General features: G+C 36.4%; 13 protein-coding genes. All 13 read right to left on the reverse strand.

What is annotated here, in order from left to right:
• Positions 1–287: 287 nt before the first annotated feature.
• The 13 genes from MKY88_RS24335 to MKY88_RS24395 all read right to left on the reverse strand — a co-directional run bounded on the left by MKY88_RS24335 (position 288) and on the right by MKY88_RS24395 (position 15,007).
• Positions 288–1,199, reverse strand: coding sequence for a hypothetical protein (locus tag MKY88_RS24335; RefSeq protein WP_258270051.1), 912 nt, complete (start codon positions 1,197–1,199; stop codon positions 288–290).
• Between the two features lie 406 nt (positions 1,200–1,605).
• On the reverse strand, positions 1,606–2,661 hold the full coding sequence (locus MKY88_RS24340; RefSeq protein ID WP_328204423.1) for a hypothetical protein: 1,056 nt from the start codon (positions 2,659–2,661) through the stop codon (positions 1,606–1,608).
• Between the two features lie 10 nt (positions 2,662–2,671).
• Positions 2,672–2,893: a hypothetical protein gene (locus MKY88_RS24345; protein WP_340814879.1), complete on the reverse strand. Its 222-nt coding sequence runs from the start codon at positions 2,891–2,893 to the stop codon at positions 2,672–2,674.
• The gene (locus tag MKY88_RS24350) at positions 2,880–4,100 is read right to left on the reverse strand and encodes a hypothetical protein (RefSeq protein ID WP_340814880.1); all 1,221 of its coding nucleotides are present in this window, start codon (positions 4,098–4,100) and stop codon (positions 2,880–2,882) included. Before MKY88_RS24350 ends, MKY88_RS24345 begins: the two co-directional genes overlap by 14 nt.
• A complete protein-coding gene (locus tag MKY88_RS24355; protein WP_193834038.1) occupies positions 4,100–4,567 on the reverse strand; it encodes a hypothetical protein in 468 nt (155 codons plus the stop codon). Before MKY88_RS24355 ends, MKY88_RS24350 begins: the two co-directional genes overlap by 1 nt.
• Positions 4,568–4,578: 11 nt before the next feature.
• Positions 4,579–5,538 carry a hypothetical protein gene (locus MKY88_RS24360; protein ID WP_328204419.1) on the reverse strand — a complete coding sequence of 320 codons (960 nt, stop codon included), beginning with the start codon at positions 5,536–5,538 and terminating at the stop codon, positions 4,579–4,581.
• Entirely contained in the window at positions 5,520–6,638 is a 1,119-nt protein-coding gene (locus MKY88_RS24365) for a hypothetical protein (RefSeq protein ID WP_193834036.1), read from the reverse strand. Before MKY88_RS24365 ends, MKY88_RS24360 begins: the two co-directional genes overlap by 19 nt.
• 17 nt (positions 6,639–6,655) lie before the next feature.
• Positions 6,656–7,684 carry a hypothetical protein gene (locus MKY88_RS24370; protein WP_340814881.1) on the reverse strand — a complete coding sequence of 343 codons (1,029 nt, stop codon included), beginning with the start codon at positions 7,682–7,684 and terminating at the stop codon, positions 6,656–6,658.
• Between the two features lie 97 nt (positions 7,685–7,781).
• A complete protein-coding gene (locus tag MKY88_RS24375) occupies positions 7,782–9,716 on the reverse strand; it encodes a hypothetical protein (RefSeq protein WP_340814882.1) in 1,935 nt (644 codons plus the stop codon).
• Positions 9,717–9,720: 4 nt separating this feature from the next.
• Positions 9,721–12,537, reverse strand: a complete 2,817-nt coding sequence (locus MKY88_RS24380; RefSeq protein ID WP_328204415.1) for a hypothetical protein — start codon at positions 12,535–12,537, stop codon at positions 9,721–9,723.
• A gap of 86 nt (positions 12,538–12,623) precedes the next feature.
• Positions 12,624–12,974 carry a hypothetical protein gene (locus tag MKY88_RS24385; protein WP_025115968.1) on the reverse strand — a complete coding sequence of 117 codons (351 nt, stop codon included), beginning with the start codon at positions 12,972–12,974 and terminating at the stop codon, positions 12,624–12,626.
• A 13-nt stretch (positions 12,975–12,987) separates the two neighbouring features.
• Positions 12,988–14,115, reverse strand: a complete 1,128-nt coding sequence (locus MKY88_RS24390; protein WP_328204412.1) for a radical SAM protein — start codon at positions 14,113–14,115, stop codon at positions 12,988–12,990.
• Between the two features lies 1 nt (position 14,116).
• Positions 14,117–15,007, reverse strand: coding sequence for a radical SAM protein (locus MKY88_RS24395; RefSeq protein WP_328204410.1), 891 nt, complete (start codon positions 15,005–15,007; stop codon positions 14,117–14,119).
• Between the last annotated feature and the right edge of the window lie 92 nt (positions 15,008–15,099).

Below are 15,099 nucleotides of genomic sequence, written 5' to 3' on the forward strand. Positions count from 1 at the left end.
AATGACAATGATGCTATTTCCTACATAAAGGATCATAATCACCTTTCATCCTCAAAATAAAAAACACACTAAATCTGCTGAACTTCCCATGAGTCCATTCATCTTAGTGTGTTTTTAATTTAAAATATCAATTTGTCTTATAAAATCCGAGCGTAGATAACACCTCAAAATCCAAATGGTGTGGTGCGTCGAATAGAGTGTGCACGTTTCTTTTGGAACCAAGTTCAATAAAAATATATAACATTGAAGAATTCAAGTGTCTTGCAATTGATTCTAAAAGTTGATACCTATTTATTGGCTACAAGAATTGTTGCCTTCTTCCCAGACTTACGATTTCGTTTAATTTCACTTACTTCTAAGCCTAGCTCTTTCGCTATCTTCATTGTTGCGCATCTGCGTTTTTGATTGACCGTATTAATATGAATGCCAAACTCTTCAGATATCTGTCTGTCATTCCAATCTTCTAAGTAATACTTAACAACAATTTTTCGCTCTTGAATACTGAGCCCTTTAAAATTGTCACTGCAAGTTTCCCCTTGAATCCAATTTAAATCTGGGATTCCTAAATTGGATTCATAAAAGTGATCCTCATAGTTTTCTTCAAACGAAGGCTCTTCAATAAACTTCATATAGTCTTCGAATTGTGTATGACGATAAGGTATATTAATTGGATTTTTTAAGAATTTTTTGATATGGCGATATACTTCATATCGGAAACAATTATATAAATAGCCACAGAAACTACGTCCCATTTGCTGATAACGTCTCGCTACTGTCATAAAGATAACTTGTAAATCAATTAAAATTTCCTCTTCATCAAGAAAACCATAAGTTTCCTTGATAAAGTTGAATCGATCGTAGATTTCTTTTTTTACCTCTGACTTTTGTTTGTGTTTCTTTAATTCTGCTTTTAATTTGTTGTCATCTAAAAATGAATAAACAAACTGTTTCATCTCTTGATCTTTGAAATTAATTTGCCCCGTTTTTAATAGAATAATATATTTCTTGAATAACGGATTGAACTTTATAATTAATTCATTAATCGCTTCTTGTGCCCTCAAGGTTGCTTCGTACGAAGCATTTTTTTCAAATTGTGATTGATATAACATAACAAGCTCTTCAATAAATGACCATTCTTTAAGTCTAGCTTGATATGCTTCCTTTTCTGCTTCGAGTTGATTGGCAGATTCTTGACTCAATCCTTATTCTTTCCTCACTTTTACCTTTACACTTCAACCACGACTTTGTCTTCAAATTCTTATTGTACGCACTAAATCACTAAACTCACTTACGTTTTAAAACAAAGTCATTTACGATATCGCCTTTGACATCACAGATTGTTATGTTGTTATTTTTTTCTATTATGTGGAAGTAATCGTACTACCTTGACTTTCGTCATAAGGCTTCTTGAAATACATTTATCAGTTTTACCTAATAATGATTACTTTGCTTATATCATTTATAAGTGAAATAGTCTCTTATTTCTATAATGGATTTGAAAGAATCTCAACCATTAGATTATTCATAACAATACTTTACTAGAACAAACTTTGTCTTAAATCTTATCTTAATGATAAGTTAGAAGCTTTTGAATGTCAATTAATTCTAGAGTCTTGTCTTAACCTGATTAAATTCAATATTAAACAACGAAGTAGTGATAGGAATATGAGCATATACAGTTTTTACATTTCGAGAAATTGGATAAATAATATCGTCCTCTGACAGTTCTATTTCATTTTTAAGTATTCCATTATCATAATCAAAGTAGATAGTTATGTCTTTTTTAATCATAGTTGAATCTTCAATTCCCGCTACAGAGCGAATTGTAACACCTGTCCCAATAAATTCAATGTTTTCTTTCTTTGTGACTGGCGCAATGATGTAAGAATCATTTTTAAACTCTGCATTTAAGAATTGCAATGACTGAATACCAAACGGATATTTATCGATGTTGTTTTTAAATCTCAACTTGAACGTAAAGGCAATGGAAAACAATTCGTACTTTTTATCCAGAATGATTCTACTGCGGCCAATACGCTGTAAATCATTCGCATTCAATACAACCAAATCAGGAGAGTACATTTCTTTAATCTGAATTGTTTCGATATCGAAGGAACCTGCTAAATATGGATTCACTTCAATTACATTAACATGAGTGTCGCCTAGTAAATTAGAACGGTCAATTTCAATATACATATTGACTGTATCTTCATTGAGCTCTTCAAAGTAAATACCTTTACCCGTGCAATGATCATGCATCAAAATATGCTTTGCTTCAGTAGAAATTACATCATTAATGTATACTGACACGTTTCCTCTAAATAAAGGACCTGAAGATGTAATGACGTTGAACAGGTTCCGTGGTGTACGAAGAAATTTTGGATGAATTGTCGTACCATATTTCTCATATTCTCCATCCATACCGCTAATTCCACTAAAAATGATCTTACTTCTCTCAGCATTGTATTGGCTACTCATTATAAGGTCTGCAATCTCATAAGACAGCTCATTCGTATATTGCTGCTCATTACGAATTACAACCATTTTTTTTACAATGTCACTTTGAATAAGATCAATACGATCTTTGATAGTATTGATTGCTTTGTCTGCCTGTAACATTTTTTCATTCAGCTCATTGGAGCCGATAACCGGTATAGCCATGATACCCCTCCTAAATTATCATTTCAATAATGCCAAGCAGTCGCTCTACATGATTTTCCTTTCTGATTGCATCTAACTCATCATCTATTACTTTACAATTGGCTATAAAGCCCTTTTCATCTTTATCAATTGTCTCTCGTATATTCTCTACTTCGTTACAATACTGCAGAATAGAAATAATGAACTTATCATATTCAAATGGTCCTCTATATGGAAAATTATAATAGATCATTCATAATCACATCCGATTCAATCAATTCTTTTATTGCAATACTATCGATCCTTGGATATTCTTCTGTATCTGAAAAAACTCGTAAGAACGCATGATACATCTTGGGCTCAGTCGAGGTGAATTCTTCAATCAAAAAGTCATTTGATAAGCTACCGCCAACATGAATCAATTTGTCGTCTTGTACATAACACATCTTTTGCTCGGCATATATCTCACCATCTGTTTTAACGGAGAACCCAAAGTCAGCCTCATCTTTCATGCGGATCTTTTGAACTTTATTTAAGTCGCGAATTTCTATGCCATCAAAATTTTTATTGGCAACAACCTTAGAAAATTCGAACTTAGCATACGTGCCGCCCTTAATATAGAAAGATACTTCCCAGCTTCCTGTGACAAAAAATGAGTAATTATCATTTTGAGAAACGTGCTGCCTTTCTTTATCCTGAGTAGTTAAAATCTTATTGCGACCAGAATAAGTAATATATGAATGTTTCGAATTAACCTCCATCTTTTCTGGTGTCAATTCAAACGTATTCTTGAGTAGGACTTCCTTGTTGATGTTTACTTCGTAAGAATTAACCATTGAACTCCCATTTGTTGTGAACGTATCATGCTGATAATTGTAAGGCTGGATGTAGGTAACTTCATTGCCTATACTTAGGCCAATCATAATATTTTTATTAGATAAATTGTGGCCGCTCGCCAGGAACGCAACCTTAGAGCCAGGTTTAATTTGAACTTCCCCAAGATCAGTGAACATGTAATGGTCATTTGTGAACCATGGGAATGGACCATCTGCATAAAAAATCGTTCTTCCAATGAAAGAGGAATTCGTTTCGATATCAACTCGTGCCTTATATTCCCTAGTCTTTCTTTCAACCTCTCTTAAATGACATTCAGCAAAGGATTTAATGTCCACAAATTCTTCTATAGCCAAATCATAAAGAAGTTCATACAAAAATTGAAGATCCTGATGAATCTCACTCATTTCTTTTGTAAAGAGCTGGGCGTCAAATTTCTTCTCTGGCTTTCTTGTTGTATGCGTAAAAATAGCCAAATAGCGATCAATGTTTTTGAGCCGCTCGTTGATATTCTCGTTTGTGATTGGCTGGCCATATTTAGCCATCTCTTTAATAGCTATGTCTTTGTAGTAAGCTGTCTTTAACAAGACGTCTTTATAATTGATGATTGATTGATTTTCCATCATTATACGCCCTTTCCTGAAACAACTTTAAGATTAGAAAGATATGGTGTCTCGTTTGGGTCCGGTGTAATGATAGTGATCGTCAGATAAGCTTCTTTAATAGGTTCTTCTAAAATGATAGCATGCGATTCACCATCTTTAAATTTTGAATACTTGATAATCTTAACACCTGGTTTATTGCTGTTCAGTGGAACGATGTCGTAAGACTTTCCGTTGATTAGTAAGCTGTATTTAATCCACTCCTCGTTTGTGAAGTGGTTCGGTATATACTCATTGGCAAATATCGCAATGCGATCTGTGGGAGCCGAAATTAAATTCTTTGTCTTTGCCCTTTTTGACAAGTAATTTGTTTTCTCTGCTGCAATATTGCTTATCTTAATGACATGGCGTCTCCCGCTTGAGATGCTTCTTATCGTGCTGACAGCCTTTTTTGTTTTAACTTCACCGTAAATATTATCTCTAAAATTCAAACTCGCCACCTCTATTCTAAATGTTCATGTAAAAACGCTATCTTTTCGCCAGTATAGCCATCTGAAGAAAGGGATATCTTAATATACGTGGACAAAGGGAAAGCAATAATACCGGACTCATAAATGTATTTTGATTTCAAGTATATGTTCTCTCTCTTATTAAGCTTCAGAGCCTCATCCATTATAGTGAGGTACTCATCGTTATCCACAGACACTTGTACTTCCCTTATTACAAGTTCATTGTCTGGGGACAAAATTTTAATAGATGTAATTGGTTCATTTGCTTCAAGAGTGATTGTACAGTAAGCTTCCGTTCCGTCAAAATTTAGGTCGGTAAATACATACGGTTCATTCTGGTCAGCGTTGATCTTTTGATATTCATAGATTGTCGTGATATTGTCATCTGTTACAGCTGCGCGATTTCCCGTGAAGTTTTTATCTGCAATAAATTCATCATTAGTGAAAACATAATGATTTCCTTCTATTCCGTTTCCGACGATGTCAATGATCTTGCAGTCAACAGTGGTGAAGCCATTTGGCCAGGCTGTAATCACATTATCATTATTTATAACGTCTTTTTCTATAAAGTCATCATTAGTCAATGTTCTTACTTGGAAAAATCCGTTGTCTTCATTGCAGATCATATTCATATCCATTATTTTCTCTCGTGCTGCAATTGCTTCTCTTTTGGAAGTATCTATTTTTAGAATAGACTCCTCCAGTAAACTTTTATAGCTCTCCGCTAAGACGACAAACTCGCCTTCTAAGATAAATAAATCATTGAGAATATCTGAAAGATCATCATTCACACCTTCTAAATCTGGCTCAGCTTCAGGGTGATAGAATTGGTTCTGAAAGATAGGAGAATAAACATCGCTGTTAAAAATCCGATCTGCTCGTTCTTGTTTTCCATTAAGTACTAACTCCTCGATGCGATACTTTTTTTGATTGCTTAAGTGTTCTCCTGCCATAAAGTACCCTCCCCTCCAAAGATTTTTACATCAATGTTTTTAATAAATGGTGCATCCGATGTATCGTCATAAGTTCTTAGGATTACTTTAATTTTCACTTCATCGTTTGTGGGCTTATACCTGTTCTGATTTTCCACGCTATAAGTGATAGAGTAAGTTGCGTCACGATTATTTTTTACTTCATTAAGCTTAGATGACACAACCTCTCCGTCTTTTCTAATCACATAGATATCTTCTTTCACTTCAAACAATGTACTAATATTGGGAAACAATTTTTCGTTCTTCATTTCTTTTCGATTGTTCGGAAGTATAGGTACCTCTTTTTCGCCATCAATGATGTAATATTCAATGGATGCTTTCTCTGGAATATAATCATCTACATCAAGTTCGATCCATTCCGCTGATGTCACATCGATATCCTTTAGAATCCGAATACTGTTCTTTTCCTGAACAACTGATTTGACTTCTAATTTATCTAGTCCAAAAAAGTAAACAAATTTATGAGCACTCTGCAAGTCAGAGTTGAATGTTGGTTTTGGTACTGTGAACGATTCATATACAGGCGAGCTTGGTCCCGGATAATAGTAAAGATGGCTCGGTTCTGGATAATAATGATTGTCTGTACTCGATGACGACGATGATGGTGGCGGTGATTGATAATACCAAACAGTGGTAGTTTCGTTTTTTATGTTACGTTCAATTTCGTCCTTACCAGGAATCAATCCACCCTGATTTCCTCTTCCACCATTTACAATACGTTCTCCATTAGCTGTGTAGGTTACACCATTATATACATATCCCTCATAGGTAACTGTTGAGCCATCGTAGGTGTTGATTCCTGTGACGGTATTCTTATATGCCGCTCCATTATTAATAGCTTGTTGAAGAACATTTTGATCAATAGACGTACCCGTGCTTGTGTTAACATGTTCTTTTGAATGATCGGCTGCAGTATAGTATCTCGTTGTTCCATTTGACTGTTGGATGACTTTAACACCACTTGAACTGGTTGTTACACTACTACTAATATTGCTACTACTGCTCTTACTCTTAATTGCATTTGCTGCAGCTTTTAGTGCATTAGATATAGAGTTTGCCATTTTATTCACCTCGTTTTTTAGGATCTATCGTAAGCTCCAGGATTATTAATCGCCCATGCACTGTAGGCACTTTCATAAGCAGATTGCATCTGCGCATTTCTGTGGTCAACTGCACTCCTCTCAGCTTCCCACGCAGAAACGCTATTCAAGTATGTCTGATAGTCTTCTTTGTATTGTCTCAATCCCGATTCTTTCTCCAAATCGAATGAGTTGCTTAAGCCCATTTCTTTTGCATACTCTTTCTGTGCAACCTTATGCCAGAAGTCGCTACTCATTCTTGTCGCGTCGTATTCATAAGTTACTTGCCTGTAGCTTGTGTCTACTATTGTTACTTCAACAGAAGAAACTAGCTGCCTTTTAAAACCAGTAGCGGCTTGCTTAGTTACCTGAATTTTCTTATTGGTTTTATCAATCAGTTCCACTACTTTGATATCTGAGTTTACGTTTTGGATGTCAATTTGGGTGACATAACTTTCTTTTTCAAACTCAAGCTTATAGGTTTCCGCTACGCCATGAGGGGCAGGACCATCAAGTAGGTAGAAATTTCTTACTGGCTCACCCTCTAAAATGTTTTTATTATTAGATTGCGTAAGAGCTATCTCACGATCAACCTTAACTTCTTTAATTGGAACAAACTCTTCTTCTTTACCTAGCAACGTAATAGCACCATTAGAAACCGAAGTTGGTGCGATTTCGATGCCGTCACGATCTATTTTTTTAGCAGTCAGATCTTCAGTGAATAGCAGGGTACGCTTCTTGTAGCCATCTCTTTTAATAGAATCTCTCGTGGTTTCTGCTTCTTTTAAAAGCTCGTACAACTCTTCTTTTTGACCAACCACTTGTGTTTTAAGAAACGTACGAGTGTATTCGGAGATATTCTGAAGGATTCTTGTTTTTTCATAAAGCTTGTTAAGCATGCGTTCAATGTATTCAAAGTTCTCATTGAATGACTCTGATCGCATTATGCCTTTTTGCGCTACGATTTTGTCTTCAAAGGTAGGCTCCATCTCTTTAGCTTTCTCTATATAGTCATTAAATAATTCCATAACTCATTCTCCTCCTTCATAGTTATATTACTTACCAGACCACAAGTAATAACGATTTTAATCTGCAAATTGAAAAAGCCCTTCTAGAAGGAAGGGCTTAAAATTCTTTTTCTAATGTGAACGTCAGATCTTGAATTGCTCCATGTAGCTCTTCTGCGTAAATGTCATTTGCCGATAGAACAGTATGACCAGTATCCCAGACAATTTGAAGCTCAAAGTCATTGTATTCCTCTAACTCCGTTCCATTTAAATCAGCTTCAAATACTAATCGATCAGAAATGTTGCGGTTTCGCTTCTTACGGTCAGTCATTACTGCTGTTAGCTCAAGCTCATGGTAAGACTCTGCCTCGATCACGTCTTCAAATGTAAGTGGTGCTTTAGTAACTTTGCGTGAGCGTAAGTAAATTTTATACCCCATGCGATAGATTGGCTCTCCGCCTTTTAAGAACATGCCGCCTGTCACCTGAACGTCGTCACGGGATTGGGTCATATATCGGCCAATGTTATTACCAATAATAACCAAATCTTTATCTCTCGCTCCAATGCCAGCGACATTTTCCATCTTGTACCGATTCATTTCGGTTGCAAGTCGATCCTCTAAGATAAGAATTCTGTCTTCATCGATACCCCCAGCAGTCTCAGATTTAAACATTCCTTCTCTGTTAATCCGCAGTGTTAGTCTTGCTCTAGCGGCTTTAATTGGTTCGTCAACCCTTAGTTTCTTCGTATAAACACCAGATGTATAAGGAACAATTTTGTCTGTCTCAATTGCACGGACCACGTAGTTATAGAATAAGTCTGCTTTATTCATGTTCTCATCAGTAATCAGCGCAGGAGCTGTAGCAGGACGTATATGCATGTATTTATAAACTGTGTTGTTCTTTTGAAGATCAAAGAACTCTCCGTTAACCTTATTCGTTAAGAATGTAACCTCATAATAGTTGTCTTCATTAACAACACCTTTACTCATGATAACGACACAAAGACGTTTCTTCTCAACGATAGGATAAGTATCATCGTCTAGTTTAAAGTCAAAAGTCATAATTTGAGATACACCCTGCCCACTAACGGTAGCTGGTTTAGATTCCGCTAGACAAATATTTGGGAAATCAGCATGATCTACACCTTTAAATAAATCAATGTCTTTTTCATAAATTAAGTACGCCGTTAAAGGATCCGGTGAGCCCATCTGTAAAGCTTTTATTTTTAGTTCACAGAAGTAACCAGAATCTTTTTCATCAAACATCATGTCGTTGATTTTGAATGTGTAACCGATCCCCTCTTTGTTTGATACTAATTGTTTACGAAGAATATACGTATCATCGTCCAAAGTAGAGTGCCTTGGCTCACTCATTTTCACATGGCTTTCTTTTATAAACGCGTAAGATCCACGGTGATAACGACCAAGAGATTTAAAGATCTTTGCTGTACCTGGAGCGGGTTTTTCAACAGCACCAGGTCGGAAGTGAATTGTTAAATCATCATGTGACATGCTCTCAACACGAGCTACATGAGGCTCTCGAGCAGGATTTTCGTAGGTGAAGACAATATAGTCATTAACAGAGAATTTTTTGAACGTGTCTTCGTCTACAATAACTTTTCGATTTGTATCAGCAACATCAATAATTTTACCAATTGGCGCTTCCTCGTAAATAACATCAGTTGTGTCAAACGTTTCATGGAAGCCCGCATAGTCATTGTAATTTGTAATTAGCTTTTTGCGGCCAAGTTCAGCTTTTAATTGATATAATTCATCACGAATATGCATAACTTCTTCTCTAGAAACACTAAACTTGCTTTCAATAGAGCTTCCTTCAGTAACCGTAAGATACTGAGATGCTGGGATGCCACCTAGATTCAAAGCATTCTTGATTGTTTCACGATCCCCAGTACTAATGGCTAGAAGCTCTGGATGTGAAACATTTAAGCTTTCTAAGTCAATGAAGTCATGTTTAAGCAATAAGTAATTGCGAATGTCTTCGGTTGGTAGCAGACTTAGAGATACCTTCGTGAAAACTTCTGAACTGCTCATTTGATCATCTCCATTCTAATGTAACAACATTCTTGATTTTTGGTATATATGGTCGACCATACTTAAGTTCCCACTTGGCCATCTTCTTAGGATCTGTTTCTAAGAATTTATAAAGTGGGTCATAGTTAATCAAACGAGAGTAACTATCATTGAGTAACGTAATAACACCTTTTGCTCTATCTTTTCGGTAATCAACATTGTGCTTATATCCAGTAAACAATCCATTGATGTAAATTAAAATCTCATCGTTTGCCTCAAGAATATTTGGCGGAATGTTGTGTTCCATCACATTGATTTCTTGATTGTCTGGTTTGTAGTTAGTGTACGTCTTTTCTTGCTTGTCGTATTTCTGTCTTACTTCTATTAAGATGAGATCTTCTTTAATAAATGGTAGCTCAACTGTCTCAGACGGATCGTTACCCTTTATCTCTGTTCGAGTAGGGAAATTCGATTCGTGGCCAATCAGCTTTGTCAGGTTATCTTTGAATTTGATAGTATAATTATCAAGAATAAAGTAACTTTCATGCGGCATTCGAATCCCATTTACGTAGATCGTTACCCATCCAGGGTATAAAGGAATTGGGCACCTATAGACATTAGGGATATTCATAACATGCTCTTTCGTCAGTAAAATTCTATCGCAAGCTCTCGTTGCGCCTTTTTCTGGACGTTCTAGTACATACGTAATCAATCCCTCATATGGAACTGGTAAGTAGAAACCATCACCTAAATCGGATTCTTTGTATCCAGGTATTGTTGGATGTTCACGATTGGAATGTAGCCTTACACCATTCAGATAGACCTGAAGTGTATTAGTGCCAGGGACAAAGAATTCTTCTACAGGAATGAATGTACCTTCCTCCTCAGTCCATTGCTTACTCTTAATCACAAGCGGATTCTCGATGGTGTGTGCAAAATTATATGCATAACAATCGAACTCATCTTCATCTGTGTGAGGAATATTAATAATAACCGCTGTAATGGCGTTCTCATAGCTGAAGCAAATACCATCTAACTGTGACGCAATCATCTGGCTGCATTCAACCCATTCCTTAGTGAAGTTATTCCACTCTTTATATATTCTTGACGTAACACCATCTACTGTGCTGACAAACTGTTTAATTTCTCCATACACTGCTATGTCATAAAAGTCCTCTTCGGGCTCAAGAGATACAATAGCTGTATCATTACACAGAAGATAACCATTCATAAACAATAAAGATTCATCAAATTTTCCAGTACCAATAGCTCGGCCAGTCGACTCTTCAAATAAAAGCATATGGTCTTTATCATGAAGCAGGACAAATTCCTGCCCTACAGCTAAGCCGTTAACAGTGATTCTATTATTAGCGTAGTCCCTAATAATTTCTTCTTTTTTAACAAGAAGGCCATCTACGAACAGGATAATGCCATGCGTATCTGGAATTGCATAAGGGAAGTCTTGGATATGAATAAATGCATGACCATTCTCATCTTCTTGATTTACAATTCCGGCTTCATGGAGTAGTTTCTCATCATCGTACTCTAACTCAATGATTGAATATGTCATTCCTTTACGAGCATTCTTAACTAAAACAACTTCATTATCAATTGAGATACCGCCATGAGCTTTATGATGAGCCATACCATTGACGATTACTAAAGGATTCGTAAAGTCTTTACGCATACGTATAATTCCTTCACCAGAGAAGCTACGCTTTTGGATAACCCCGTATTCGTTCTTAAATGTCTTCATAATAGAAACTTCAATGTCGTTTTCCAATTGCTCACGATCGATATTAATGGTTTTTGATTCAGCATTGTGATAGAACAAGTCATTCTCCAAGTCATAGCCTTCCAGAAAGACGTTGACTGGTCCGGAGAAGTCTCCTACATAAAAATCTTTCTCATCTTCCCTAGAGTTTGATTTTCGAAGTATACCATACGTCTTAATCCATGAAAATTCGTAAGTAATGGCCAAGATGTAATCAAATTTCTCTATTGCGTTGAACGTAAGCATAATGCCTTCAGGGCGGACATAATAATCTCCTCTTGTCTCGTTATTATTTACGACTGGACGAAGTAAATGACCGAAAGGAGAGTTCCTTTTATAGCCATAGAACTCTGTGCGCTCTGTTTGAATGTCAATGCTACTCAAATCCTTATGGATACGAATAAATCGTTTACGAATCTCTGTTAATCGCCCTGGGTTAACGTGCACCCAAGAAGGGGTAGATTCCTCCGTAATGCTAGATGGATACTGAAGAGCAACTTGGTTCATTGCCTCGTAATCAACTTTATGAATATGATCAATATAGAAACGCCCTGTCTTTAAACTTGGTGTTAAATATTGAGATTTGGCTACTAGACTAATGTCGTTACCCTCGTCATCTTTATCAACGACTTTATTTGATTGCTCTTGCATAGGGCTAAGCAACAAAAAATCCTCAAAGCTTGAATAATACACTTCTGATTCAGAAGGATCGAAAGCTTTTACAGATTGCCAAGTTTGACCTGTGAAGTACCAAAGCATTCCTTGATTAATCCATAGTTGACCTTTAACTGGATTTGCTGGAGTAATCTCGTCTAATAACTCTCCAGTAATGCGGAACTTATCATTAAAGATGGTGTCCCATTGATTTCTTTCCTTATTAAAAGTCTTTAATTCGTTTTTAGCTTGGTCTAGCCATAGGGAGCCTTGAGTTTCCGATTCTGGCCCATCTTTGCCATCCAAAGCGTCTAAAAGCAAAGGTCTGATTGATTCGAATAATCGAAACAGTTCTTCATTCATCAGCTGCTCTGATTGTCGACCAACATTAAAACTTCGATTCTTTACGCTCATCTTCTCACCTCTTTTGTTCTACATATCTATTACTGCTTTTTAAAAACATATAAATAAAAAGGGACGTATTTAAACGTCCCATTTTTTTACCCTTTTGTTAAGATGACGTCTAACTGTTTAGAGTAAAAGTCTTTAAATACACCTTTTAGAATAGTGAAGCCAGTAATTACTTCATGTAGCTCCCATTCGCTAAACTTCTCTAAGCCGTCTTCTCCTAACGCATGATCGCGTTTGTATACTGTCATTTCTTGTGTATTAGCTGGATCGCCGAATAGAGTCATCAATTCATCCACGCCAAGCTTCCCACCGTTTGATATCGGTTTGAGGTGCATGTTCAAAGAATGAACTGGTGCATGGTTAAACGAGCTCTCAATGTTTTCACGAACCTCTGCAGCAATTAATTCCGATCCATTTTTCAAAACAAGTTTCAATAGCATATTAGTTCTCCTCTCATATATTAAGATTAAGCATTTTTCTCAAGTTCGCCATATTACTTGGAGCTGGTCCAGCCTTACGAGCTGGCTTAGCCGGCTCTTGATAGCTTTCAATATTATTAATACTTTGGATGTTCTCATATATCACATAAAAAGCTGGTTCGTTATTAAGTCTTTTCGTAATATAGAATAGCTCCCTCGGCCAATAAGACATGATCTCATACATAGATGTATCGTCACCTAAAGCTAAGATGTTGCTAATTGCTTCTGGGAAATCATTACTACCGAAGTAAGACAGAATCTCTGTTAAGAATTGCTTTCCTGTAATACCTTTACGGATGGCACGAGTAATGGGCTTACGGGGACTAATCTCAGCACCATTAATCAAATCAAGTTCAAGATTATAGTTTTCACTGTTACGCACGAAATCTTTTGATGCTTCAACAAATAAGTCACCAAGGTTTTGATCACTTGCAACTGTATGGAAGTCAGCTGCCATCGTTGCAAAGTCTAAGTCAAGATCCATACATTTCTGCAAGTCATCCAAATAAATTTGGACATCTTCTGTATTGTATTTGTGAAGGTAGCAGATCAAATCAGCGGACTGATAAATGCCTTTTGTCTTTGTGTACTCCACAATCTCTTTGAATCGCTCATACGAAACGTAGGAGCGCTTATGATGCTTAACAGAGTCTTTATTGAAGGACTGGACTCCCCAACAGAACAGTGTGAAACCATATTCATGCATAACGTCAATCTGTTCTTTTGTAATGTAAGCTGGATTCAAGTCAATCCCTTTTATAGGAATATCTTTGAATCCTGGGATGCGATCAAAGATTTCACGCATCAGTTCAGCACTCATTAGGTTAGGAGTACCTCCACCAAAATAAACAGAATCTAGTTTGCGAGATTTGATTACCTCAGCAAATTCATCTATTAAATTTGGTAGGAAATTGTAGTAGTAATTATTGAATTGCTTTACATCATCTTCATTACGGAAGTTGATTAGCTTTCCTTTATAGACACAATAACTGCAAGCAACACGACAAAACGGGCTGCTTATATAAAGATGAAAGTCATCATCGTCTTTCCATTGTTTGTTTAACCATAGATTCTTAATTTCTTCAAGGGAGGCTCTTCTCATGCTAAACCTCCTTCAGATTATGTTGATGGTTTATATAAACCTGCTCACGAAGCTGGTAGATTACTTCTCGACGAGGAGAATCAGTTTGAACAACTGTGTAATCATCTGATGTTACGTGAGTTAAATCATGCTCTGAACGGCTATATGTCTCTGCTAGGACTTTTCCTGTTTCAGGATCTTTAATATATTTCTTTCCAGCCGCTTCTTTTCTAAAGTTATCAAACATGTCAATGACAAGGTCTGGGTATTCACCTTTTTTCACTAGGTTTGATACCTTATGCATTTCTTGAATAAGTCGGTCTGCATACTCTTGTGTGATATCACCAGTAGACTCGATGATTCCGATTGTGATGTCTCTAAATCCAACGTCGTAGATATACTGGATACTTTTTGCTACAAGGTAAACATTCCATGGATGAGTTACCATATGAGCAAAAATACGACGTGGTCCAAATGCTTCAAGCAAGAACTTACTAGTTTTAACAACATCCTCTAATGTCGCCTTCTCCGTTGTCTTATAAATACGAAGCATGTTTGCAACACGACCACCATCAATGCTGATCGTAACGAATACTTTAGGGTTATCTTTTAACCATTGATAAATATCATCATTAAAAATTGTACCGTTTGTTGTGATCATGTAATGATCTACTTCAAAGTCTTCCTGCGCGTCCATGTAGGCTACAGTATCTTTAATATGAGAGAAACCAATTAGTGGCTCTCCTCCTAAGAATTCGATACTACATTTTTTCTCTACACTGTTAGCGACAATTCCGTCTAAGACACCTTTGATTTCGTCCCATGTATAAGTACTTGTCTTATCCTGTTCGTAGCAATAAGTACAATTCATATTGCAAATTTTTGTTGTGTGAATGACGTATCGTTCTAACATTGTATCTCCCCTTAACTAAATTCTCGTACAGCGTTACAGCTGCATCGTGTGTTACAACTACAAATAAATTGTGAAGTACGTGCCTCACAGCT

This window comes from Lysinibacillus sp. FSL R7-0073, assembly GCF_038009065.1.
In the GTDB taxonomy this organism is placed as follows: domain Bacteria; phylum Bacillota; class Bacilli; order Bacillales_A; family Planococcaceae; genus Lysinibacillus; species Lysinibacillus fusiformis.